The sequence below is a fragment of the Methylorubrum subtropicum genome, from assembly GCF_038442325.1.
GTDB classification, from domain to species: domain Bacteria; phylum Pseudomonadota; class Alphaproteobacteria; order Rhizobiales; family Beijerinckiaceae; genus Methylobacterium; species Methylobacterium subtropicum.
In genome coordinates this window covers 74,311-95,977 of the sequence record NZ_JBBXMW010000006.1, presented here as the reverse complement: position 1 = coordinate 95,977, position 21,667 = coordinate 74,311, and the positions used below count along the sequence as shown (strand labels likewise).

Here is a 21,667-nt window from a genome sequence, read left to right as displayed (position 1 = left end):
GTCCGTCTCAATCCGCGCGGCTTTCCCCTCCCCCTTGCGGGGAGGGGTAGGGGTGGGGGTGGTGCAGAAGGCACCGGGGCGCCTCATCCTGAACCACCCCCACCTCCGGCTCCTCCCCGCAAGGGGGAGGAGAGAGGAGCCATGCGTTTAAAACGCCTCCGCCGCCAGCGCCATGGTCGTCTCCGACCCGGCCTTGATCCGCGCGAGCCTGAGCGAAGTCTCCGGCAGGGTCCGCTCCATGAAGAAGCGGCCGAGCACCAGCTTGGCGTCCATCCGCTCGGCGTCGCGCCCCTCGGCCTTGGCGGCGAGCGCCGCCTTGGCGATCTTGCCCCACATGTAGCCGAGCACGACGTTGCCCAGCAGATGCATCAGGTCGGTGGCGCCCGCGCCCGCGTTGTCGGGCTTGGTGAAGGCGTTCTGCATCAGCCACATCACCGCGGCCTGGAGGTCGTTGAGCGCGGGCTGAAGGGGCGCGACGAACGGCTTCATCGCCTCGTCCTCGTTATGGTCCTTGATGAAGGTCTGGACCTCGGTGAGGAAGGCCATCATCGCCCGGCCGCCGTCTTTCGGCAGCTTGCGGCCGATCAGGTCCATCGCCTGGATGCCGTTGGCGCCCTCGTAGATCATGGCGATGCGGGCATCGCGCACGAACTGCGACATGCCCCATTCCTCGATGTAGCCGTGGCCGCCGAACATCTGCTGCGCCTCGACCGCGTTGGCGAAGCCCCGGTCGGTCAGCACGCCCTTCACCACCGGGGTCATCAGGCCGAGGAGGTCGTCGGCAGTCTGCCGCTCGGCGGCGTCCTGCGAGCGGTGGGCGATGTCGGATTGCAAAGCCGTCCACAGCACCAGCGCGCGGGCCGCCTCGTTGAAGGCGCGGATCTGCATCAGGGTGCGGCGCACGTCCGGATGGACGATGATCGGGTCGGCGGCCCTTTCGGGGTTCTTGGCACCGGTCAAGGCGCGGCCCTGGAGCCGCTCGCGGGCGTAGGCCACCGCGTTCTGGTAGGCGGCCTCGGACTGGCCCAGCCCCTGGACGCCCACCGCGAGGCGCGCCTCGTTCATCATCACGAACATGGCGTTGAGCCCGCGGTTCGCCTCACCGACGAGCCAGCCCTTGGCGCTGTCGTAGTTCATCACGCAGGTGGAGTTGGCGTGGATACCCATCTTGTGCTCGATCGAGCCACAGGACACGCCGTTGCGCTCGCCCACCGAGCCGTCCTCGTTCACCAAAAACTTCGGCACGACGAAGAGCGAGATGCCCTTGGTGCCCGCCGGCGCGCCCTCGATCCGGGCGATGACGAGGTGGACGATGTTTTCGCTGAGGTCGTGCTCGCCCGCCGAGATGAAGATCTTGGTGCCCGACAGACTGTAGGAGCCATCGGAGTTCGGCACCGCCTTGGTCTTGAGGAGCCCCAGATCGGTGCCGCAATGCGGCTCGGTGAGGTTCATGGTGCCGGTCCAGGCGCCCTCGACCATCTTGGGCAGGTAGGTCTCCTTCTGCGCCTGCGAGCCGTGGACGAGGAGCGCGGCGATCGCGCCCTGCGTCAGGCCGGGATACATGCTCAGGGCGAGGTTGGCGCCCGAGGCGAAGTCCTGTATCGCCGTGTTGATCACGTGCGGCAGGCCCTGGCCGCCGAACTCCTCCGGCACCGACAGACCCATCCAGCCGCCCGCGGCGTAGGCGTCGTAGGCCTGCTTGAAGCCCTTGGGCGTGACGACGCTGCCATCGGCGTGGCGGGTGCAGCCCTCGCGGTCGCCCAAGAGGTTGAGCGGCGCCAGCACCTCGCCCGCGAGCTTGCCGCCCTCGGAGAGCACCGCCTGCAGCACGTCCGACGAGACGTCGGAAAAGCCCGGCAGGTTGTCGTAGCGGTGGATCGCCAGGACGTCTTCGAGGAGGAACAGCGTGTCCTCGACCGGGGCCCGATAGCTCGGCATCGCGTCAGCCTCCCGCATGAATCTTAAGGCGGACCACGCGGGGCTCCGCCGATAGTTCATATGTAAACTATCTCGCTGGAGGGGCGCAAGAGCCGGTCGCGGTTTCCCCGATTTCAAACACGGATTGGTGAAGCGTCGCTGGAACACACACCACCGTCATTCCGGGGCTCGCCGAAGGCGAGAACCCGGAATCCACGACTGGCCGCGACGCCTTGTAGCCGCGCATCACGGGTGGATTCCGGGTTCGCCTTCGGCGCCCCGGAATGACAGTGGTGGGTCGGTCGAGCGACGATTTCCCCGTGCATCACCGCCTCTTAACCGGCCATTTACCAAGATTGTTAAAGGTCTGCTCAACCGTTCCGATCCTCGCCCCCTCCCTCGCCGGAGGGGGCAGCGCCCGGCCGGGCCCCCGGACGCTGCCGAAACCGGATCTCCGTGCGATGAGCAAGACCGCCCCGATCAGCATCGACAGCTTCGACCCGGAGGTGCTCGCGGCCGCCCGCGAGGTCGCCAAACGGGCGGGCGTCCCGCTGGAATCTTGGATCGAATCGGTGGCCGGCCCGGCGCAGGTCACGGCTGGCGGCAAGCCCTCCGAGGCCCCGCCGGAAGCCGCCCCGGCGCAGGCCGAAGCGGAACCCCAGGAAGCCCCCGCGACGGCCCCGGTCGATGCCTCGCTCGCCGCGATGATGGCCCGGCTCGACGCCCTCGACCGCTCGCTCAACGAGGAGCGCGAAGCCTCCCGCGACGCCGCCGCGCGGATGATCGGTGAGATCGAAGCGCGGCTGGCCGCCAAGCTGCAACCGTCCGAGGCTCCGACCGAGCCCTCGGACGCGGGCCTGACCGGGCGCCTCGCCGAGATCGAGCGCCGCATGGGCGAGATCGCCGGCCAGCTCTCGACGCCGCGCCCGCTCGGGCGTCGCGGAAAGCCGCTCGCCAGCGAGATGCGCGACGCGGTGGCCGAGGTGCGCCGCCGCCAGCGCGAGCTGGAGGAGGGCGGCGAGGGCCGCCCCGCCGCGCTTCCCGAAGCGTCCCGCTCCGCTGAGCCCGCCGCCCTGCCGTCGCCGGCCATCGTCGAGTTGCAGCAGGAGACGACGCGCCTGCGCGATTCGCTCGGCGGGCTCGCCACCGGCCGCGACGTCGGCGCGCTGGAGCAGGCCATGCGGGCGCTCGTCACCGACATGCAGCGGGCGCGCGAGCCCGGCGACTTCGCCGCCATCGCCGCGCCGATCGAGCTGATGCGGGTGCAGGTCGAGCGGCTGGCCGAGGATGTCGCCGCCAACGTCCACGCCCGCGTCGTGGGCGAAGTCGAGCGGCTGGCCGGCAAGGTCGACGGGGCGATCTCCGGCGCCGCGCCGAGCTTCGCCGACCAGAGCGCGCTCGACACCGTGTTCGGCGAACTCGACGAGATTCGCCGCCTCATCGCCGCGCTGGCCGGGCCGGAGCGCATCCAGAGCCTCGCGCAGGGCGTGCAGGCGATCAGCGCGCAGATCGCCCAGCTCCAGCGCGGCAGCGAGTCCGAGGTCGCGGCCCTGAAGCCGCTGCTCGAAGAGATCCGCAGCGAGCTGAAGAGCCCGGAGGAGTCGCGGATGCTGCTCGGCCGGTTCGAGGCGCTGGCCGACCGGATGGACCGCGCGGCCAAGGACGCCACGGAGAACCCGGCCGCCAACCCCGTCGGCGACCTGATCGGCCGCCTGGAGACGCTGGGCGAGAACCTGCGCCAGCAGCCCGCCGCCCCGAAGGACTTTTCCTCGATCCAGGGCATGCTGGAGACGCTGGCCGAGAAGGTCGATCGGGTGAACACCGACGGCCGCGGCCTCGACGCGCTGGAGCAGCACGTCGTCGCCCTGGCCCACCGCCTCGACGCGCCCAAGACCACCGACCCGGCGCTCGGCCGCCTGGAGCGGACCATGGGCGAACTCGTCGCCCAGGTCACCGCCCTGAAGGACGGCGCGCCCGCCAAGGCCGGGCCCGACCTCGAAGCCGCCCTGGAGCGCGCGACCCGCGCGGCGATCAAGGATGCGCTCACCGGGGCTGCGCCGGACGCGGCCTCGAACGCGGCGCTCGGCCTGCTGCGGGCGGACCTCGCCGAGATGCGCGACCACCAGCGCGCCTCCGACCAGCGCCTCCACGCCACGATGGAGGGCGTGCAGGCGCTGCTGTCGCGCCTGAGCGACCAGCTCGACCGGGCGCCCGCCGCGACCATGACCTCGGCGAGCGCGATGGCCGCCGCCGCGCCGGCGCGCGCCGGTCATGCGGCGGCCATCGCCGCCGCCATGGAACTGCCGCTCGCCGAGACCGTCGCCGACAAGACGCCGCGCGCCTCGCAGGAGCGGCCCGCCGCGCCGAAGGGCGCGCTGCCCAAGGCGCCCGCGCCCAAGGTCACGGCGTCGATGCCGACCCCGCCAGTGGGCGCCGCCCGGCCGCGCCCCGAGGATGTGCAGGACGCGGTGATCCTCGGCGCCGACGAACTCTTGGAGCCCGGCGCCGGCCGTCCGGCTCCGGGGCGTCCGGCGGCGGCTGACGCAGCCGCTCCGGCAGGCTCCGACATCAAGACCAGCTTCATCGCCGCCGCGCGCCGCGCGGCTCAGGCCGCGCAGGCGGAGGCCGAGAGCGAGCCGCCGCTCGCCACCCGCCTGCGCGAGCGGATGGGCGGGGGCGCCCGCGCCGCCGCGCAGCCCACGGAGGCCGCAGAGGGCGGTCCGTCGCGGGTGCGCGGCGCCGTCGAGAAGCGCCGCCGCACGCTGCTGCTCGGCCTCGCCGCCGTGGTGCTGGCGCTCGGCGCCTATCAGGCGTTCCAAGTCAGCGGCAGCGGCCCGGCCCCCGAGGAGGCCGCCGCCCCGAGCAACAACGCCGTCGCCGCCGCGCCGGAGGCCGCCAAGGCCCCTGAAACCAAGGCGCCCGAGGCCAAGGTCGCCGAGACCAAGCCCGCCGAGCCGAACGCCGCGCCGGGCAAGCTACCCTCGCAGGGAGCCGTGCCCGCCGACCCGACCACGACCCAGTCGCTCGCGGAGCCCGCGCCGCGCGCGGCCCGGCCCGCCGGCCCGCCGCAGGTCGCCTCCATGGCCGGGCTCGCCCCGGACCTCGCCGGGGTGCCGGCCGCGCTCGCCGGGCTGAAGCAATCGGCGCTCGACGGCGACGGCGCCGCGATCTGGGAACTCGCCGCCCGCGAGGCGGAAGGCCGCGGCGTGACCCGCGACCTCGCCGTCGCCGCCAAGCTCTACGAGCGGCTCGCCAGCGCCGGCTACGCCCCGGCCCAGTTCAAGCTCGGCAACGCCTACGAGAAGGGCGCGGGCGTGACCCGCGACCTCGGCCAGGCCAAGTCGTGGTACGGCCGGGCCGCCGACATGGGCAACACGCGGGCCATGCACAACCTCGCGGTGCTGCACGCCGAGAACCCGGCGGCCAACGGCCGGCCCGACTTCGCCACCGCGGCCCTCGCCTTCCGCCGCGCCGCCGAGCACGGCGTGCGCGACAGCCAGTACAACCTCGCGGTGCTCTACGCCCGCGGCCTCGGCGTGAGCCAGGACCTCGTCCAGTCCTATCTCTGGTTCTCGACCGCCGCCGCGCAGGGCGACGACGAGGCCGGCCGCAAGCGCGACGAGGTGGCCGGAAAGCTCGGCCCCGCCGACCTCGCCCGCGCCCGCGAGATCGTGGCGGGCTTCAAGCCCAAGCCCGTCGATCCCGCCGCCAACGAGGCGCCGGCCACGAAGATGCAGGCCGCCGCGCCCACCTCCCTCCTCGGCGCGCCCTCGCCGAACCTGCCGAACCCGAATTCCTTCCAGAAGCGGGCGGGGGTGTAAGGAACGCGGCGTTCACCGCGCATCCCCTCACCCCGCCGTGCGGGGAGAGGGTCGCGACGACCCTGTCGTCGGCGCGACAAGGCGGCAGCTGGGGGTGAGGGGGCGGTTCCGGAGGAGCCTCTTCCGTCGAGTCCCCCTCACCGCCGCTTCGCTTCCTTCATGGACGACAAGGTCCATGAAGGCCTCTCCCCGCGTGCGGGGAGAGGGGAATGCAGCGGCACCCGAGAGGGTAAACGGATAGGGCTCACACCACCGGCGCCGCCTCCGCCCGATGCGCCGGCTTCTCCATCTCCGGCCGCTCGAAGGCGGTGAGGTCGAAGCGGTCGTCCGGCAGGCGGGCGAGGAAGCGTTCGGCCATCTCGACCATCAGGATGTCGGGCCGCACCCGCTCGATATAGGCCCAGTCCAGGCTCGACGACCAGACGACGTGCAGTTCGCGGAACGACTCGGCGAGCAGGCTGGTCAGCAGGATCGGCGCGTAATGCGCATAGGAATCGCCGAACAGCACCACCGTGCGCGGGTCGGCGTGGGGCGAGGGATTTTTATAGATCACGTGGGCGCCGACATGCAGGTCGCCGGCCCGGCCCGCCGCCTCGTAGGCCTCGACGAGGGGGCTCGCATAGGCGCGGGACGCGTCGCGCAAAACCGCCCAGTTCGTCACCGTCTCGCGGGGCCGGTCGGGCAGCTTGTCGCCGAGATCCCACAGGCCTTCCGTTTCGAAGCGGGGGCGATCTGCGATGTCGGGCGGGGGCACGGCGCTGCAGGCGCGCATCAGGGCGCGGTAGCCGATCAGGCAGCCGTCGTAGGTCCAGTGGGAATCGGTGCGCCGGTAGAGCGGCACGGCGCCGTCGCGGGCGGCGCGTAAGGGGGCGACGAGATCGACGAAGCCGCCGAGCCGGTCGAGCCGGCGGGCGAGGCGCCGGGCCGGCGACAAGCGCGGGTCGTAGGCGAGATCGAGGGTGCGGTCGTCGTAGACCGAGAGCTTTTCCGGCACGATGGTGTGGACGGCGCGGATGCCGAGCCGTTGCGCGCGGGCGGTGCGGGCCTCGATCAGCCGCGCCCAGCGCCGCAGATGCCACCAGCTCGCAAGCGTGCGGCGGTACTGGTCGAGCACGCCGTTGGTGCCCCCGATCAGGAACAGCCATCCCTCGCGCCCCCGGTGGACGAGCTCTCGGTTCCTGCGGGCCATGGCGGCTGTCTAATCGTCGCGCTCGGCTCTGAACAGCGTAAGAGAGCCACAGCTGGAACCGCAACGCCGCCGCGCCACATCTCCCCGGCGCACACGCCGAGGAACCGCATTGCCCGAGCCCGATCCGCTGATCCTGACGCTGCAGATGGACGCCGTCGCCTTCGCCGAGTTCGACGGCCTGCGGCGGCGCCATTTTCCGGAGAAGCTCAACCACATCCCGGCCCACGCCACGCTGTTCCACCACCTGCCCGGCGACGACGCGGACGCCGTGATCGAGACGGTGACGGCATTGGCCCGCGCTGAGCCGGCTCCCGAGGTCGCGGTGACGGGCGTGCGCTTCACCGGGCGCGGCGTCGCCTACAGCCTCGAATCGGAGCCGCTCGCCGCCTTCCGCGGCCGGGTGGCGGGGGCGTTCCGCGACGCGTTGACGGCGCAGGACCGGCAGGGCTGGCGCCCGCACGTGACGGTGCAGAACAAGGTCAAGCCCGAGACGGCGCGCGCGCTGCACGCCAGCCTCGCCCACGGCTTCGCGCCCTCGCGCTTCCGCGCGCCCGGCGTGCTGCTGTGGCGCTATCTCGGCGGGCCCTGGGAGCGGCTCGCAACGATCCCCTTCGGAGGCGCGGCATGACCCGGACGTCCTCGCGCCTGCCCGATTTCGCCCGCAGCGGCGGCAGCACCCTGTGGCGCCACTCCACCGCCTTCTGGCTGCGGCTCCATCTCAACGAGGTCGGGCCGCTGGTCTCGCTGCTCGTCGTGAGCACGCTGGGCTACGCCTTCTTCGCGCTGGCCTACGAGGTCGGCGAGGGCTCGACCGCCGCGCTCGACCGCAAAATCCTGCTGAGCTTGCGCAACCCCGCCGACCTGTCCGACCCGATCGGCCCGGCCTGGCTGGAGGAGGCGATGCGCGACATCACCGGCTGGGGCAGCGTGGTGACGATCGTGTTCCTCACCGCCGCCGCGGTGATCTACCTCGCCCTGTCGGGGCGCAGGCGGATCGCGGTGTTCGTGCTGGCCGCCATCGGCGGCGGCGAGGCGGTCTCGACCGTGCTCAAGCTGTTCTACCACCGGCCCCGGCCCGATCTGGTGCCGCACGGCATGGAGGTGTTCACGGCGAGCTTCCCGTCGGGCCACGCGATGATGTCGGCCATCGCCTACCTGACGCTGGCCACGCTGCTCGCCCGCCTGGAGCCGCGGCGCAGCGTCAAGGCGCTGCTGCTGACGCTCGGCATCGTCATGACGATCTGCGTCGGCATCAGCCGGGTCTATCTCGGCGTGCACTGGCCGAGCGACGTGGTGGCCGGCTGGTGCGTCGGCGCCGCCTGGGCGGCGCTCTGCTGGTTCGTGGCGCTCCAGCTCCAGCGGCGCGGCGAGGTCGAGGACCCGGCCCCCACCGCCGCGACCACGGACAAGAAGGTCGCCGCGGGGATGAGCGAAGGAACGGCGAAGGGAACCGTCCCGCCCGCGTGAGGCGTTCCGGCCTCGTTATCCCGAAGGCGAGGCCTCATGAACGACGATCTGCGACTCTCCCGGCGCATCCTCCTGGCGGCGGGGAGCGCCGGTCTCACCGGCGCGGCGCTCGGCCTCGCGACGCGGGCGAGCGCGCAAGGGTCGGGCCCGCCCGGCCCCTCGGTGCCGGCCGATACCGGGGCGGTGCAGGGCGAGCGCGTCGTGTTCCCGAACTGGCGCGATTCCGGCGACGCCCCGCCCCCGCCGCCGCCCGCGCCGATGCCGCCGGGCGAGCGCGTCGGCTTCGCCATCGTCGGCCTCGGGCGCCTCAGTTTGGAGGAAATCCTGCCCGCCTTCGGCGAGGCGAAGAAGGCGCGGCCCGTGGCGCTGATGTCGGGCTCAGCCGAGAAGGCGAAGCTGACGGCGCGCCAGTACGGCATCCCGGAGGACGCGGTCTATTCCTACGACCAGTGGGACCGGCTGAAGGCCAATCCCGCGGTCAAGGCGGTCTACATCGTCACCCCGAACGGCCTGCACCGCGACCACGTTCTGGCGGCAGCCGGCGCGGGGAAGCACGTGCTGTGCGAGAAGCCGATGGCCAACACCTCGGGCGAGGCGCGGGCCATGATCGACGCCTGCCGACAGGCGGGGGTCAAGCTGATGATTGCCTATCGCTGCCAGTACGAGCCGTTCAACCGCGAGGTCGTGCGGCTCGCCCGCTCCGGCGAGTTCGGCCGGGTGAAGATGATCGAGGCGTTCAACGGCCAGACCACGGCGCTCCCCGAGCAGTGGCGGCTGCGCCGGGCGCTCGCGGGGGGAGGGGCGCTGCCCGATATCGGGCTCTACTGCCTCAACGGGGTGCGGGCGCTCATCGGCGAGGAGCCGGTCTCGGTCCAGGCGCAGGTCTCGACGCCGGAGAACGACCCGCGCTTCAAGGAGGTGGAGGAGAGCGTCGCCTTCACGCTCCGCTTCCCCTCGGGCGTGATCGCGCAATGCGGCACCAGCTACGGCGTCCACGAGAGCCGCGAACTCAGGGTGCACACCACCAACGGCAGTTTCGAACTCCACAACGCCTTCGCCTATCGCGGCCAGCGCCTCACCATCGCGCATCGCGAGGGGAGCCACGTGCAGCGCGACCAACCGGTGCTGACGCCCAAGAACCAGTTCGCGCTCGAACTCGACCACATGGCCGAGTGCATCCTGAAGGACCGCGCGCCCCGCACGCCCGGCGAGGAGGGCCTGCAGGACATGATCCTGATGGAGGCGATCTACGAGGCCGCCCGAACCGGCGCGCCCGTGAAGGTTGGCCCGCTCGCCGGGACGAAGGAGGGGCTGGACGCGACGCGGGGGCCGGCTTTGGAGGAGGGGAAGTAGGGGGCGGATGAATCGCTTCGGTCGAGCCGCATTCCCCCTCTCCCCGCTGTGCGGGGAGAGGCCTGCATGGACCTCGTCGTCCATGTAGGAAGCGGAGGCGAAGCCGGAGCGGCGGTGAGGGGGCGTGTCCGGAAGAAGCTCGCCCTGAACCGCCCCCTCACCTTCGGCTGCCGCCTCGCCGCGCCGACGACGAGGTCGTCGCGGCCCTCTCCCCGCAAGCGGGGCGAGGGGATGCGCGCTAAACGACGCGATCAACCGGACAGCGTCCGCCCTACTCCCCCCAGCGCACGAACAGCGCGATGGCGACGATCGCGAGAACCGCGAGCAGCCACGCCTCGCCGACCGTCAGCGCGTAGGCGACGAGGCCGAAGAAGCCGAGCGTGATGCCGACCATGGTCGCGACAGCGACGGGGTTCATGCAACGCGACTCATGGAACGCGACTCTTGCAACGCGACACTCGGGGCTCGCTTCTACGGCCGGTCCGGCGGGGAGTGCGCCATAACCCAGGGCGCGTTCGCCCGCCACCGCGGAGTCTTCCCGCACACGTTGCCGTGGGCGAAAAAGCCGTCGTCAGGCGCCGCGCAGCGCCCCCGCGACCTTCGCCAGCGGCGGCAGACCTTTGAGCGGGCCGATGGCGGCGAGCGTCGGCGCGCCGGCCAGGAGCGTGCGGGCGGCGGCGCGGGTGTCCGCGACGGTGACGGCATCGACCTTGGCGATCAGTTCCTCCGGCGGGATCACCCGGCCCCAGGCGAGCAGCTGGCGGGCGTTGCGCTCGATGCGCCCGCCCGGCGTCTCCAAAGCGGAGAGAAGCGAGACCTTGAGCTGCGCCTTGGCGCGGGCCAGCTCCGCCTCGTCGAGTTGTTCGGCAGCCTCGCGGGTGGTCGCGAGGGTGACGTCCAGGAGTTCGGGCAGGTCGGCGCCCGAGGTGCCGGCGCCGATGCCGAACAGGCCGCAATCGGCGAACGGCCAGTGGAAGGCCTGGATCTCGTAGGCGAGGCCGCGGGTCTCGCGCACCTCGTGCCAGAGCCGCGAGGTCAGCCCGCCGCCCAAAATCTGCGAGAACAGGTGCAGGGCGTAGTAGCCGTCGTCGCGGAAGGACAGGCCGGGCAGGCCGAGCACGAGGTTGGCCTGCTCCAGGCGCTTGCTCATGCGCCGCTCGCCGCCGCCGTAGACGCCCGCGACCACGGGCGGGGCCTCGACGGGCTTGAGGCCGCCGAAATGCCGCTGGGCGGCCTCCACGATCTCGGCATGCTCCACCGCACCCGCGGCGGCCAGCACCATGCGGCCGGGCACGTATTCGCGGGCGATGTAGGCTTCGATGGCCTCGCGGTCGAAGGAGTTGATGGTCTCGGGGCGCCCCAGGATCGGGCGGCCGATCGGCTGGCCGGGGAAGGCCGTCTCGATGAAGGCGTCGTAGACCACGTCATCGGGGGTGTCCTCGACGGCCGCGTATTCCTGCAGGATCACGCCCTTCTCGCGGGCGAGTTCGCCGGCATCGAACACGGAATTCGTCAGGATGTCGCCGAGCACGTCCAGCGCGACGCGGGTGTCCTCGCCGAGCACCCGGGCGGTGTAGCTGGTCGATTCGGTGCTGGTGGCGGCGTTGATCTCGCCGCCGACATTCTCGATCTCCTCGGCGATGGCGCGGGCCGAGCGCGTCGCGGTGCCCTTGAACGCCATGTGCTCGATGAGGTGGCTGAGCCCGTGCTCGTCCGCCCGCTCGTGCCGCGAGCCGGCCCCGACCCAGACCCCGAGGGTCGCGGTGGCGACGCCGGGGATCGTCTCGCTCGCCACCGTGAACCCGTTGTCGAGCCGGGTGATGGTGAGGCCGGGGGAGGCGCCGAAGGTCGAGAAATGCTGGTTCATGCAGGCTCAGTCGCCTCGTGTGATGCGGGCGTGCTCGGTGATGTAGCGCTCGATCTGCCCCTGGTCGTTGGCCAGCCGCGCCACCGTCTCGGGCCGGTCCATCAGGTCGGCCAGATGCGGCGGCAGGGCCGGGCGCCCGGCCCCGGTCGCCTGAGAGACGGCATCCGGGAATTTCGCGGGATGCGCGGTGGCGAGGGCGACGACGGGCGTATGCGCGTCCTTCTCCAGCAGGCGCCGGGCGGCGCGCACGCCGATGGCGCTGTGGGGATCGAGCACCATGCCGGTGCGGCGGAAGGTGCCGGCGATCTCGTCGGCGACCTCGGTCTCGGGGACGGCGGTGGCGTCGAATTCACCGCGCACCGTGGCCAGCACCTCGGGGCTGAGCGAGAAGCCGCCGGACTGCTTGAGGCCGTCCATCAGGCGCCCGAGCGAGGAGGCGTCGCGCCCCAGAGCCTCGAACAGCAGCCGCTCGAAGTTCGAGGAGATCTGGATGTCCATCGACGGCGACGTGGTGGGCTGAACGCCGCGGGGCTCGTACGACCCGTGTTCGAGGGTGCGGGCCAGGATGTCGTTGGCGTTGGTGCCGATCATCAGCCGCTCGATGGGGAGCCCCATCTTCTTGGCGACCCAGCCGGCGAGGATGTCGCCGAAATTGCCCGTCGGCACCGCGAACGACACCGGGCGATGCGGCGCGCCGAGCGCCACCGCGGCGGTGAAGTAGTAGACGGTCTGCGCGGCGACGCGCGCCCAGTTGATCGAGTTGACGCCCGACATCTTCACCGCGTCGGCGAAGTCGGCGTGCTGGAACATCGCCTTCACGAGGTTCTGGCAATCGTCGAAATTGCCGTCGACGGCGAGCGCGTGGACGTTCGGCGCGTTGACCGTGGTCATCTGCTTGCGCTGCACCTCCGACACGCGCCCGTGCGGGAACAGGATGAACACGTCGACCTGATCGAGGCCCTTGAAGGCCTCCACCGCCGCCGAGCCGGTATCGCCCGAGGTCGCGCCGACGATGGTGGCGCGCGCGCCCTTCTTGCGCAGCACGTGGTCCATCAGCCGCCCGAGCAGCTGCATCGCCACGTCCTTGAAGGCGAGCGTCGGGCCGTGGAAGAGTTCGAGCAGGAACAGGTTGTCGTCGAGCTGCGCCAGCGGGCAGATCGCCGGATGGCGGAAGCCCGAATAGGCCAGCTCGATCATCTCATCGAGTTCGCGGTCGGGAATCTCGCCGTCGATCAGCGGGCGCAGGACGCGCTTGGCGACCTCGGCGTAGCGCTGCCCGGCAAACCCCGCGATCTCCTCGCGGGAAATCTGCGGCCAGCTCTGCGGCACGTAGAGGCCGCCGTCGCGGGCGAGCCCGGCGAGCAGGGCATCGGAAAAGCTCAAGGGCGCGGCGGCGCCGCGGGTCGAGACGTGCAGCAAGGGGGCCTCCGGGAAGGCGGCCCCTTTACACCCTTCGGGCGGCCGTGTCGAAGCGGAGCCATGCATCTCTTTCGAGATGCCGAAGCATCAAGAAGGAGCGCGTTCCCCTCCCCACGGATCTCGGGCTTGCCCGAGATCCGCACCTTGCTTGCCCAGATCGGGCAGGCCCGATCTGGGTGGGGAGGAGTCCGGGGTGGGGGTCGGGCAGGATGGGGCGTTGTGGTGCCTTCTGCACCACCCCCACCTCCTCCCTCCTCCCCGCAAGGGGGAGGAGAGGCGCCTCATCCTGCCGAACGACACTCGCTCACCCCCGCCGCGCCATCTTCCGCCGCGCCGCCCGCCGCAGAATCCGCGACAGGTCCTCGACCGAATACGGCTTGTGCAGCAGCGGGAAGCCGTGGTGGCCGTCTTCCGCCAGCACGTGGCTGTAGCCCGAGGAGAGCACCACCGGCATCTCCGGCCGCTTCGCCTGGATCGTGCGGGCGAGATCGACGCCGTTCATGCCGGGCATCACCACGTCGGTGAAGACCACGTCGAAGCGCTCGGGCGTGCGCTCCAGTTCGGCCAGCGCCTGGTCGGCGTCCATGGCCCAGACGGTGCCGTAGCCGAGTTCCGCGAGCGCCTGCGTGGCGAAGGCGCCGACTTCGCGGTTGTCCTCGACGACGAGGACGCAGGTGCCGTGGCCCGGCGCCAGCGGCTCGGGCTCGTCCGCGGGCTCGGCCGGAGTGGGAGCGATGCCGGCGCGGGGCAGGAACAGGGTGAAGGTGGTGCCCCGGCCCAGATCGCTCTCGACGGCGATGTCGCCGCCCGATTGCTTGGCGAAGCCGAACACCTGGGACAGTCCGAGGCCGGTGCCCTGGCCGACGCCCTTCGTCGTGAAGAACGGCTCGAAGATGCGGTTGAGGTCGGCGGGCGCGATGCCGGAGCCGCTATCCGTGATCGACACCGCCACGAAGTCGCCGACCACCTCCGGGTGGGTGCGGAGCGCCGGGATGCGGTCGGCGTGGCCGACCCGGATCGTCAGCGTGCCCTCGCCGTCCATGGCGTCGCGGGCGTTGACCACCATGTTGACGAGCGCGGTGTCGAACTGGCTCGGATCGGCCTCGACGAGGCAGGCATAGGGCGCGCCCGCGGCATCGAAACAGGGATCGATCTGGGTCGTGACCTTGATGCGCGCCCCCGTCAGCGTGCCGACCATGTCGGCGACCGCGGCGACGCCGCGGCCGGCATCGAACACTTCGGGTTTGAGCGCCTGACGCCGGGCGAAGGCGAGCAGTTGGCCGGTGAGCTTGGCGGCGCGGCCCACCGTGTCGGAGATCGCCTCGACGTAGCGGCGGCGGCGCTCCTCGGGGAGGTCGGGGCGCTTCAACAGGTCGGTCGAGGACTTGATGACGGTAAGCAAGTTGTTGAAGTCGTGGGCGACGCCCCCCGTCAGCTGGCCCACGGCTTCCATCTTCTGCGACTGGCGCAGGGCCTCCTCGATCCGCTCGCGCTCGGCGACTTCGGCCCGCAGGCGGGCATTGGCCTCGGCGAGTTCGCGCAGGCGCACCCGCTCGGCGGTGAGATCGGTGAGCACGCCGCAGAGCAGCGCGCCGCCGCTCTCCAGGCGGCTCAGCGAGAGGTAGCCGGGGCGCTCGGCGCCGTGGCCGTCGCGCAGGCACAGCTCGCCGCGGGCCGGCGCCCGGGCGGCAGCCTCCCGGAGCGCGTCCAACCCCGCCGCCTCGCCCTCGGCGACGAAGCGGGCGAGCGGCTGGCCGGTCAGGCGTTCCTGCGGCACGCCGAGCATCTCGGCAAAGCGCCGGTTGCCGTAGAGCACCGTGCCGTCGGGCCCCAGGGTGAAGGCGCCCTCCTGAATCTGCTCGATCAGCACGCGGTAGGGCCGGTCGGCATTCTCGAGCGTGTAGACCAGCCGCTCGCCCGACGGCCCCTCGACCACCACGGCGTCGAAATCGCCCCGGCGGATCGCGGAGAGCGTGTCCTCGGCTTCTTCCAGCCGGGCTTCCAGTTCGCGGATTCGGGCGTCTGGGTCGGGCTCAGGCATCGGCGCCTCCGATCCCCAAATCCTGCTGCTGTTGCTGCTGGGCGGCCTGGAGCGGGCTCGCCCCGGCGGCGTCGAGCCCGAGGGTCGCCAGCACGCGGCGTTCGTCGGTGAGGTCGCCCGACACGCGCCGGGCGGGCAGGGGGCTCAGACGCAGCAGGGTCGGCGCCGCGACGACGCCGTCCTGCGCCGCCAGCCCCGGCTGCTGGTAGAGATCGACGATCTCCAGATCGCATCCGCCCGCGAGCGGCCCCTCGCACAGGCGGCGGATGCTGTCGATGGTACGCGCCGAGCGCGGCGAGGGGCCGGCGACGTAGAGGCGCAGGCGGATGCGGCCGGGGGCGCTCACAGGTGCTTCACCTTCGGCAAGCCCGCCTCGGCAGGGCTTGCGGCCTGGGCGTCGAGGTCAGGCCGGATGTCGAGGCCGACCAGCACCTTCTCGGTGTTGGAGAGGTCGCCGATGATGCGCTTGAGCGGCGCGGGCAGGCGGCGCACCAGGGTCGGGATCGCCAGGATCTGGTCGCCCGCGGCGAGCTGCGGGTTCTGCATCAGATCGACCACCTCGATCTCGTAGCGGCCGGCGAGGTGCTCCTCGCAGAAGCGCTTGAGGTTCGTCATCGCGGCGAGGGACTTCGCGGTCTGGCCGGCGACGTAGAGGCGCAGGCGGTAGCGGCCGTCCTCGGGCAAGTCGGACGGGGGAATCTCGGTCTCGCTCATCCTCAGCCTCCCCGGCGGACGGCGCGGGCGTCACGCTCGCTCTCTAGGGCCGCCTCGCGCCGCGCGTCCTCGTCGCGCAGGATCGCCTCTTCGCCGGACACCGCTTCGAGGTCGGCGCGCAATTCCTCGATCTGCCGCTCCAGCGAGCGGCGGCGGCGCTCGGCCTCGCGCTGGCGGCGGCGGTTCTCCTGGGCGCGGCGGAGCGCTTGCGCCGCTTCCTCCGCCTCCTGCACCGCCCGCGCCGTCCCGGTCAGCACGCCGGCCGGGCCGATATAGGCATCGACCAGATGCAGGCCGCTGCCCGACATCGTGAACTCGCGCACCTGATTCGAGTGGCGCATGCCCCGCGCCTTGATGACGTAGAGCGTGCGGGAGCGCTCGCCATTGGCCTCGACGTTGAGGAGCTTGATCCAGGCATCCATCAGCGAGGACAGGCCGAGATCGCCGTGGCTCCCGAGCCCGCCGTCCGGGCGCAGGCTCGTGAACACGGCGGTGATGCCGCGTCCCTTGAGCAGGTCGGCCATGCGCAGAACCGTCGCCTGCAACTCGGCGTCGGGGCCGCGCAGGGCCGAGAGCGGATCGACCACGACGAGGTCGGGCCGGAAGCGGTCGATGTCGCGCTGCATCCGGGCGAGATGCATCTCCAGCCCGTAGAGGCTCGGGCGCGCCGCCTCGTAGCGCAGCAGGCCGGATTCGACGTGGCGGGCGAGATCGAGGCCGACGGAGCGGGCGTTGCGCAGGATCTGCGCGCCGCTTTCCTCGAACACGAAGGCGAGGCAACGCTCGCCCCGCGCGCAGGCCGCATCGACGATGCTGGCGCAGACCATGGTCTTGCCGGTGCCGGCCTCGCCCGAGATCAGGATGCCGGAGCCGCGATAGAAGCCGCCGGCACCCAGCATGGCGTCGAGGCCGGCAATGCCGGTGCCGAGCACGGCGTCGGAGACCGGATAGTCGAGGTCGGCCGAGGTGACCGGCAGGACGCTGATGCCCTCGGCATCGATCAGGAACGGGTACTCGTTGGTGCCGTGAGCGGAGCCGCGGTACTTCACCACCCGCAGGCGGCGCGTGGTGATCTGGTCCTCGACCCGGTTGTCGAGCAGCACCACGCAGTCGGAGACGTATTCCTCCAGCCCCTGGCGGGTGAGCGCGCCCGCGCCGCGCTCGCCGGTGATGATGGCGGTGAGCCCGCGATCCTTGATCCAGCCGAACAGGCGGCGGAGTTCGGCGCGCAGCACCGCCTCGTCGGAAAAGCCGGAAAACAGGGTCTCGATGGTGTCGAGGACGATGCGCTTGGCGCCGATCGAATCGACGGCGAAGCCGAGGCGGATGAACAGGCCTTCGAGGTCGTAATCGCCGGTCTCCTCGATCTCGGAGCGCTCGACCCGGACAGGGTCGATGGCGATCTTGCGATCCGCGATGAGGCCGTCGAGGTCGTAGCCCAGCGAGGCGACGTTGGCGACGAGGTCTTCGGCGCGCTCCTCGAAGCTCATGAACACGCCGGGCTCGCCGTAGAGCGTCGCGCCGTTCACGAGGAAGGTGGTGGCGAACAGCGTCTTGCCGCAGCCCGCCGAGCCGCAGACCAGGGAGGGCCGGCCCGCGGGCAGGCCGCCGAAGGTGACCGCGTCGAAGCCCTCGATGCCGGTCGGCGCCTTGGGCAGGGCCGGGTGGGGATCGGCCGGAGGCTCGTTCATCGCAGGGCCTCGGGCTGGGTGCGGTCGACACAGTCGCCGGGAAGCGATCACTTACCGGCGGCAGGCACTTCGACGGACATCGGAACCGCGGCTCGTACTTCAGCCACGCTTCGATTGGCAAGGCGGGGCGCCTACGCAGCCCGGGCCTTCGGCGACAGGCCGACCTCCCTACAGGCTGATCTCTGGCCCGTGCTTGTCGCCGTCGTCCGGCAGCGGCCCGGGCTCGCCCTGCCAGGGCAGGCTCTGCCAAGGCGGCTGGCCGGCGCGGGCCTCGTATTCGTCGAGGGTCAGGGTCGCCTCGCCGCCCTCGGCATCCGCGACGCGGACATGGCTCGGGCGGGGCTGCTTCGGGGGGACGAGCCAGAGGCCCTTGAACGAGGTCGCCATCGTCTCAGCCCGCGTTCTCGGAAGGCTCGCGGCAGAGATAGGCGGGCTTCACGCGCAGATAGCCCTTGAGCCGCAGATATTCGGCGACGATCTCGCAGATCGCCTTGTCGCGGGGCAGGCGCTCGACCGCGCAGTGTTCGTCGAGGGCCGCCACCACCTCCGGCGGAAAGGTGAGGATGCCGGCGCGTTTCGGTGCGTCGTCCGTGCCCGTCTCGTCCAAAATCAAATCCCCCTGGCTCATACCCCGGCGCCCGCGGGCGGCAGGCCCTGCTCCGGCGTCGGCACCACGCCGAGCGCCCCGTCTCCGGATTCCGTCGCCCCGAGGCGCCGCAGCAGCGCCTCGTAGGTTCGGATCGCGGGCGAGTGGGCCTGCACCTCGCCCGTGTCGGCGAGGAGCCGCCGGACGTCCTCCACGAACAGACGCTTGGCCTCGGCGCCGCTCTGCGCCGTCTCGAACAGACGGCCGATCGCGACCTCCATCAGCCCGGCCAGAAGGCCGAGCCGGGCGATCTCGTCGGCCACCCGTTCGTCCGGCTCGGACATCGGCGTCAGCTCGGCTGCTCCTCGACCTGCTCCAGATCCTCCTCCGGTATCGGCTCGGCGGGGGATTGCGTGGGGGTCTGGGATTGCTGGTCGCGGTCCTTCTCGTGGTCGTCGCCGGGCTTGGGGCTGTCGGATCGCGTCACCGGATTCTCCTTCCAATCTGTCGGGATCAAGCCGGCATCCGCCACGGCGGTTCCGTGGCCGGGGATCACGGATCGAGTGCCAAAGCCGCCGTGCGGGCGATCAGGGCAGGGGGCGCCGTGGCCCGCCACGCCGCCAGCAGCCCGGCGCGCAGGAATTCTTCCTCGACGCCATAGAGATCGAGACTGGTCCAGCCGCGCTCGCCCCAATTGCCGGGGGCCGGGGCGCAGGCGTCGGGCTCGGCCTCGACCGCTTCGGCCTGCGCCTCCGGGGTGAGGCGCAGCACCACGCGCTCCTCCTCGGTCCAGAGAGTCGCGAAGATGCGCCCGCCGACCCGGAAATCGGGATGGCCCTGATGCGCACCCTCGACGACCTCCGGCAGCATCAGGGCGAGCGCCCGCACGTCCTCGGGCAGGCAGGACATGGAGGGTTACTCCGCCCGCGCGGCGGGCGCCTGCCACGCGACGCCCGCATGCTCGCGCACGTCGCCGGAGCGAGAGCCGGTGTCGGCGTCGCTGACCCACTCGCCGGGCTCGGTCACCTCCAGCACCTCGTCCTCGGGATAGGCGGCCTCGACGAACAGCCGGGCCTCGCCCTCGGCCGCCGCCCGCACCGTGATCAGGGGGCGCTCGCCCCCGGCCCCGCGGACCTTCGCGATGAACAGCTTCGACATGACGGCTCCTGCTTCTTTGTCTCAGGCTCGCGCCGACAACGCGCGGGCCGGGCCGATGGTGCGCCCGAGGGGCCCCCGTGCGGTTTTCGCGCGGCAACCGGCCGGCGTGGGCCCCGGTTGCCCGAGCGGAACCGGATGAGGCCGAGGATGCCGGACACGCACGCGACGAACGGCCCGCTCGGGCGCCCGCACGCCCGGATCGACGGCCGGGCCAAGGTGACGGGCGCGGCGCGCTACGCCTCGGACGTCCCGCTCGCGAACGTCGCCCACGCGGCGCTCGTCACCAGCGCGATCGTGCGTGGGACGATCCGCGGATTCGATCTCGAGGCGGCCCGCGCCGTGCCGGGCGTACTCGCGATCTTCACCCATCGCGACTTCGCGGGCGCGATCCGTCCGGTGGCGCATCTGATGGCGGGCGGGCACGCCAACAGCTCGCATGTGCCGCTCGGCTCGGAAAAAATCGCCTATGCCGGGCAGATCGTGGCGCTCGTCGTCGCCGAGACCACGGAGGCCGCCCACGCCGCCGCCGCGGCGGTGCGGGTGAGCTACTCGGAAAAACCTTTCGCGGGGAGCTTCGACGATCCGGGCGCCGAGACCGTGCGCCTCGCCGACCTGAAATCCGACCATCACGACCCGTCGGTGGGCGACGCGGACGCCGCGTTCGCGGCCGCGCCGGTGCGGATCGCGGCCCGCTACGCGACGCCGATCCAGCACCACAACCCGATGGAGCTGTTCACCACGGCCAGCCTTTGGGAGGGCGGGCGGCTGACCGTCCACGAGCCGACCCGCTATGTGGAAGCCGTGCGCCACGGGCTCGCCGCGCAGCTCGGGATGGAGGCCGCCGACATCCGCGTGGTGTCGGGCCCGATCGGCGGGCATTTCGGCTCGAAATTCGCGCTCTCCCAGCACACCGCCGCGGTGGCCTTGGCGGCGCGCCGCCTCGGGCGGCCGGTCTCGCTGGTGCCGACCCGGCGGCAATGCTTCACCATCGCCAACTACCGGCCCGAGACCCGGCACGCCATCCGCCTCGCCGCGGGTCGCGACGGGCGCTTCGCGGCGCTCACCCACGAGGCCGACGTGATCGCCTCGCGCTTCGATCCCTTCGCCATGGAGGGCACCGACGTGACCGCGCGGCTCTATGCCTGCCCGGCGATCCGCACGGACGAGCGGGCGGCGCGGGTCGATCGCAACACGCCGGGGCCGATGCGGGCGCCGCCGGAAGTGCCCTACCTGTTCGCCCTAGAAAGCGCGGTGGACGAGATGGCCGAGGCGCTCGGGCTCGACCCGATCGAGCTGCGGCGGCGCAACGACACAAGTCACGAGCCGATTGCGGGAAAAGCCTTCTCCAGCCGGCCGCTGATGGCCTGTTTCGACGCCGGCGCGCGGGCCTTCGACTGGGGGCGGCGGGTGCCGACGCCCGGTTCGATGCGGGAGGGGCCGTGGCGGGTCGGGCTCGGCTGCGCGGCCTCCGTGCGCCCGGTCAAGACCGCGCCCGCGACGATGCGGGTGCGCCTCGACGCGGACGGCTCGGCGCGGGTCGAGACGGCGCATCACGAGATCGGCAACGGCATCGCGACCCTGCTGGCGATGGGCGCGGCGGAATGGCTGGGCGTCGCGGTCGAGCGGGTCGAAATCCGCCTCGGCGACACGGCGTTGCCGGCAGCCGGCCTGTCGGGCGGCTCCTCCACCACCACGAGCCTGATGCACACGCTCCGGCTCGGCTGCGATCAGGTGCGGGCGCGCCTCGCGCAGGCCGCGACGGCCGGGCCGCTCGCGGGTGCCGATCCCGCCGCCCTGCATTGCGACGGGGGCCGGCTGCACGCGCCGGACGGGCGCGCCCTGCCGCTCATGCAAGCCGTGGCGCTCTGCGGCGGCGCGGTCGAGACGCTGGCCGAGTACACGCCCGAGGGCGCCGGGCCCGAGGCGCTCGATCAGGTGCGCACCGGCAAGATGGCGCTCGGGACCGGGGGGAGGGGCGGGACGCTCGCCTGGGCATTCGGGGCGCAGTTCGCCGAGGTGCATGTCCACGCGGAGACGGGCGAGATCCGTGTCCCGCGCCTCACCGGCGCCTTCGCGGCGGGGCGGGTGCTCAACCCGCTGACCGCCCGCAGCCAACTCACCGGCGGCATGATCTGGGGCCTCGGCTCGGCGCTTCTCGAAGAGACCGTGCTGGACCGCGGGCGCTACCGCAACGACGATCTGGCCGAGTATCTGGTCGCCACCGCCGCCGACGCGCCCCGCGTCGAGGCCGTGCTGGTGCCGGACCCGGACGCGGCGGTGAACCCGCTCGGCCTGAAAGGTCTCGGCGAACTCGGCATCATCGGCGTCAACGCGGCCATCGCCAACGCGGTCCACCACGCCACCGGGCGGCGCCTGCGCCGCCTGCCGATCCGGGCCGAGCATCTGCCGTAGGCGGGGGCGACGCCGGGCCTTGCGAGCCGGCT

At 72.1% G+C, this 21,667-nt stretch carries 20 protein-coding genes; 5 read left to right on the top strand and 15 right to left on the bottom strand.

The window, feature by feature from the left end:
* Positions 1–147: 147 nt before the first annotated feature.
* Positions 148–1,938 (bottom strand): acyl-CoA dehydrogenase C-terminal domain-containing protein, encoded by a 1,791-nt coding sequence (locus AAHG03_RS10670; protein ID WP_342150630.1) that lies wholly within the window; start codon positions 1,936–1,938, stop codon positions 148–150.
* 440 nt (positions 1,939–2,378) lie between these two features.
* Between AAHG03_RS10670 and AAHG03_RS10665 the strand changes: the two genes are divergently transcribed.
* The gene (locus tag AAHG03_RS10665) at positions 2,379–5,738 is read left to right on the top strand and encodes an SEL1-like repeat protein (protein ID WP_342150629.1); all 3,360 of its coding nucleotides are present in this window, start codon (positions 2,379–2,381) and stop codon (positions 5,736–5,738) included.
* Between the two features lie 244 nt (positions 5,739–5,982).
* On the opposite strand, the gene AAHG03_RS10660 is transcribed toward AAHG03_RS10665, so the two are convergent.
* Positions 5,983–6,927, bottom strand: coding sequence for an alginate O-acetyltransferase AlgX-related protein (locus tag AAHG03_RS10660; RefSeq protein WP_342150628.1), 945 nt, complete (start codon positions 6,925–6,927; stop codon positions 5,983–5,985).
* Between the two features lie 109 nt (positions 6,928–7,036).
* On the opposite strand from AAHG03_RS10660, the gene AAHG03_RS10655 reads away from it, so the two are divergent.
* From AAHG03_RS10655 to AAHG03_RS10645, 3 genes are read left to right on the top strand one after another with little or no spacing between them, the layout of a single operon-like run.
* Positions 7,037–7,555, top strand: a complete 519-nt coding sequence (locus tag AAHG03_RS10655) for a 2'-5' RNA ligase family protein (RefSeq protein ID WP_342150627.1) — start codon at positions 7,037–7,039, stop codon at positions 7,553–7,555.
* Positions 7,552–8,394, top strand: a complete 843-nt coding sequence (locus AAHG03_RS10650; protein ID WP_342150626.1) for a phosphatase PAP2 family protein — start codon at positions 7,552–7,554, stop codon at positions 8,392–8,394. Before AAHG03_RS10655 ends, AAHG03_RS10650 begins: the two co-directional genes overlap by 4 nt.
* A 36-nt stretch (positions 8,395–8,430) precedes the next feature.
* On the top strand, positions 8,431–9,747 hold the full coding sequence (locus tag AAHG03_RS10645) for a Gfo/Idh/MocA family protein (RefSeq protein ID WP_342150625.1): 1,317 nt from the start codon (positions 8,431–8,433) through the stop codon (positions 9,745–9,747).
* A gap of 271 nt (positions 9,748–10,018) precedes the next feature.
* Here the strand turns inward: AAHG03_RS10645 and AAHG03_RS10640 are convergent, their stop codons facing one another.
* The 13 genes from AAHG03_RS10640 to AAHG03_RS10580 all read right to left on the bottom strand — a co-directional run bounded on the left by AAHG03_RS10640 (position 10,019) and on the right by AAHG03_RS10580 (position 19,223).
* Positions 10,019–10,165 (bottom strand): hypothetical protein, encoded by a 147-nt coding sequence (locus tag AAHG03_RS10640; RefSeq protein ID WP_342150624.1) that lies wholly within the window; start codon positions 10,163–10,165, stop codon positions 10,019–10,021.
* Between the two features lie 153 nt (positions 10,166–10,318).
* Complete coding sequence (locus AAHG03_RS10635; protein ID WP_342150623.1) at positions 10,319–11,614, bottom strand: M16 family metallopeptidase; 1,296 nt, start codon at positions 11,612–11,614, stop codon at positions 10,319–10,321.
* Positions 11,615–11,620: 6 nt separating this feature from the next.
* A complete protein-coding gene (gene thrC, locus AAHG03_RS10630) occupies positions 11,621–13,033 on the bottom strand; it encodes a threonine synthase (protein WP_342150622.1) in 1,413 nt (470 codons plus the stop codon).
* A gap of 304 nt (positions 13,034–13,337) precedes the next feature.
* Positions 13,338–15,074, bottom strand: a complete 1,737-nt coding sequence (locus AAHG03_RS10625) for an ATP-binding protein (RefSeq protein WP_342150621.1) — start codon at positions 15,072–15,074, stop codon at positions 13,338–13,340.
* Complete coding sequence (locus tag AAHG03_RS10620; RefSeq protein WP_342150620.1) at positions 15,067–15,420, bottom strand: circadian clock KaiB family protein; 354 nt, start codon at positions 15,418–15,420, stop codon at positions 15,067–15,069. Before AAHG03_RS10620 ends, AAHG03_RS10625 begins: the two co-directional genes overlap by 8 nt.
* Entirely contained in the window at positions 15,417–15,788 is a 372-nt protein-coding gene (locus AAHG03_RS10615; protein WP_342150619.1) for a circadian clock KaiB family protein, read from the bottom strand. Before AAHG03_RS10615 ends, AAHG03_RS10620 begins: the two co-directional genes overlap by 4 nt.
* Positions 15,789–15,790: 2 nt before the next feature.
* Positions 15,791–17,479, bottom strand: a complete 1,689-nt coding sequence (gene kaiC, locus AAHG03_RS10610) for a circadian clock protein KaiC (RefSeq protein ID WP_342150618.1) — start codon at positions 17,477–17,479, stop codon at positions 15,791–15,793.
* A 168-nt stretch (positions 17,480–17,647) separates the two neighbouring features.
* On the bottom strand, positions 17,648–17,866 hold the full coding sequence (locus tag AAHG03_RS10605; RefSeq protein ID WP_342150617.1) for a hypothetical protein: 219 nt from the start codon (positions 17,864–17,866) through the stop codon (positions 17,648–17,650).
* A 4-nt stretch (positions 17,867–17,870) separates the two neighbouring features.
* The gene (locus AAHG03_RS10600) at positions 17,871–18,107 is read right to left on the bottom strand and encodes a hypothetical protein (RefSeq protein WP_342150616.1); all 237 of its coding nucleotides are present in this window, start codon (positions 18,105–18,107) and stop codon (positions 17,871–17,873) included.
* Positions 18,104–18,409: a hypothetical protein gene (locus tag AAHG03_RS10595; RefSeq protein WP_342150615.1), complete on the bottom strand. Its 306-nt coding sequence runs from the start codon at positions 18,407–18,409 to the stop codon at positions 18,104–18,106. The genes AAHG03_RS10600 and AAHG03_RS10595 overlap by 4 nt, the downstream gene beginning before the upstream one ends.
* A gap of 5 nt (positions 18,410–18,414) precedes the next feature.
* Positions 18,415–18,552 (bottom strand): hypothetical protein, encoded by a 138-nt coding sequence (locus tag AAHG03_RS10590; RefSeq protein WP_342150614.1) that lies wholly within the window; start codon positions 18,550–18,552, stop codon positions 18,415–18,417.
* Positions 18,553–18,617: 65 nt separating this feature from the next.
* Entirely contained in the window at positions 18,618–18,974 is a 357-nt protein-coding gene (locus AAHG03_RS10585) for an MmcQ/YjbR family DNA-binding protein (protein WP_342150612.1), read from the bottom strand.
* A 6-nt stretch (positions 18,975–18,980) separates the two neighbouring features.
* Positions 18,981–19,223, bottom strand: coding sequence for a hypothetical protein (locus AAHG03_RS10580; protein WP_342150610.1), 243 nt, complete (start codon positions 19,221–19,223; stop codon positions 18,981–18,983).
* A 147-nt stretch (positions 19,224–19,370) separates the two neighbouring features.
* On the opposite strand from AAHG03_RS10580, the gene AAHG03_RS10575 reads away from it, so the two are divergent.
* Positions 19,371–21,635 (top strand): xanthine dehydrogenase family protein molybdopterin-binding subunit, encoded by a 2,265-nt coding sequence (locus AAHG03_RS10575; RefSeq protein ID WP_342150608.1) that lies wholly within the window; start codon positions 19,371–19,373, stop codon positions 21,633–21,635.
* Positions 21,636–21,667 lie beyond the last annotated feature (32 nt).

Excerpts from the sequence above, each read along its gene's own strand:
- AAHG03_RS10650 (WP_342150626.1), top strand. The coding sequence starts at position 7,552 with ATGACCCGGACGTCCTCGCGCCTGCCCGATTTCGCCCGCAGCGGCGGC.
- AAHG03_RS10600 (WP_342150616.1), bottom strand. The coding sequence starts at position 18,107 with ATGAGCCAGGGGGATTTGATTTTGGACGAGACGGGCACGGACGACGCA.
- AAHG03_RS10575 (WP_342150608.1), top strand. The coding sequence starts at position 19,371 with ATGCCGGACACGCACGCGACGAACGGCCCGCTCGGGCGCCCGCACGCC.
- AAHG03_RS10605 (WP_342150617.1), bottom strand. The coding sequence starts at position 17,866 with ATGGCGACCTCGTTCAAGGGCCTCTGGCTCGTCCCCCCGAAGCAGCCC.
- AAHG03_RS10640 (WP_342150624.1), bottom strand. The coding sequence starts at position 10,165 with ATGAACCCCGTCGCTGTCGCGACCATGGTCGGCATCACGCTCGGCTTC.
- AAHG03_RS10635 (WP_342150623.1), bottom strand. The coding sequence starts at position 11,614 with ATGAACCAGCATTTCTCGACCTTCGGCGCCTCCCCCGGCCTCACCATC.
- AAHG03_RS10615 (WP_342150619.1), bottom strand. The coding sequence starts at position 15,788 with ATGAGCGAGACCGAGATTCCCCCGTCCGACTTGCCCGAGGACGGCCGC.
- AAHG03_RS10645 (WP_342150625.1), top strand. The coding sequence starts at position 8,431 with ATGAACGACGATCTGCGACTCTCCCGGCGCATCCTCCTGGCGGCGGGG.
- AAHG03_RS10585 (WP_342150612.1), bottom strand. The coding sequence starts at position 18,974 with ATGTCCTGCCTGCCCGAGGACGTGCGGGCGCTCGCCCTGATGCTGCCG.
- AAHG03_RS10670 (WP_342150630.1), bottom strand. The coding sequence starts at position 1,938 with ATGCCGAGCTATCGGGCCCCGGTCGAGGACACGCTGTTCCTCCTCGAA.
- AAHG03_RS10625 (WP_342150621.1), bottom strand. The coding sequence starts at position 15,074 with ATGCCTGAGCCCGACCCAGACGCCCGAATCCGCGAACTGGAAGCCCGG.
- kaiC (WP_342150618.1), bottom strand. The coding sequence starts at position 17,479 with ATGAACGAGCCTCCGGCCGATCCCCACCCGGCCCTGCCCAAGGCGCCG.
- AAHG03_RS10660 (WP_342150628.1), bottom strand. The coding sequence starts at position 6,927 with ATGGCCCGCAGGAACCGAGAGCTCGTCCACCGGGGGCGCGAGGGATGG.
- AAHG03_RS10665 (WP_342150629.1), top strand. The coding sequence starts at position 2,379 with ATGAGCAAGACCGCCCCGATCAGCATCGACAGCTTCGACCCGGAGGTG.
- AAHG03_RS10580 (WP_342150610.1), bottom strand. The coding sequence starts at position 19,223 with ATGTCGAAGCTGTTCATCGCGAAGGTCCGCGGGGCCGGGGGCGAGCGC.
- AAHG03_RS10595 (WP_342150615.1), bottom strand. The coding sequence starts at position 18,409 with ATGTCCGAGCCGGACGAACGGGTGGCCGACGAGATCGCCCGGCTCGGC.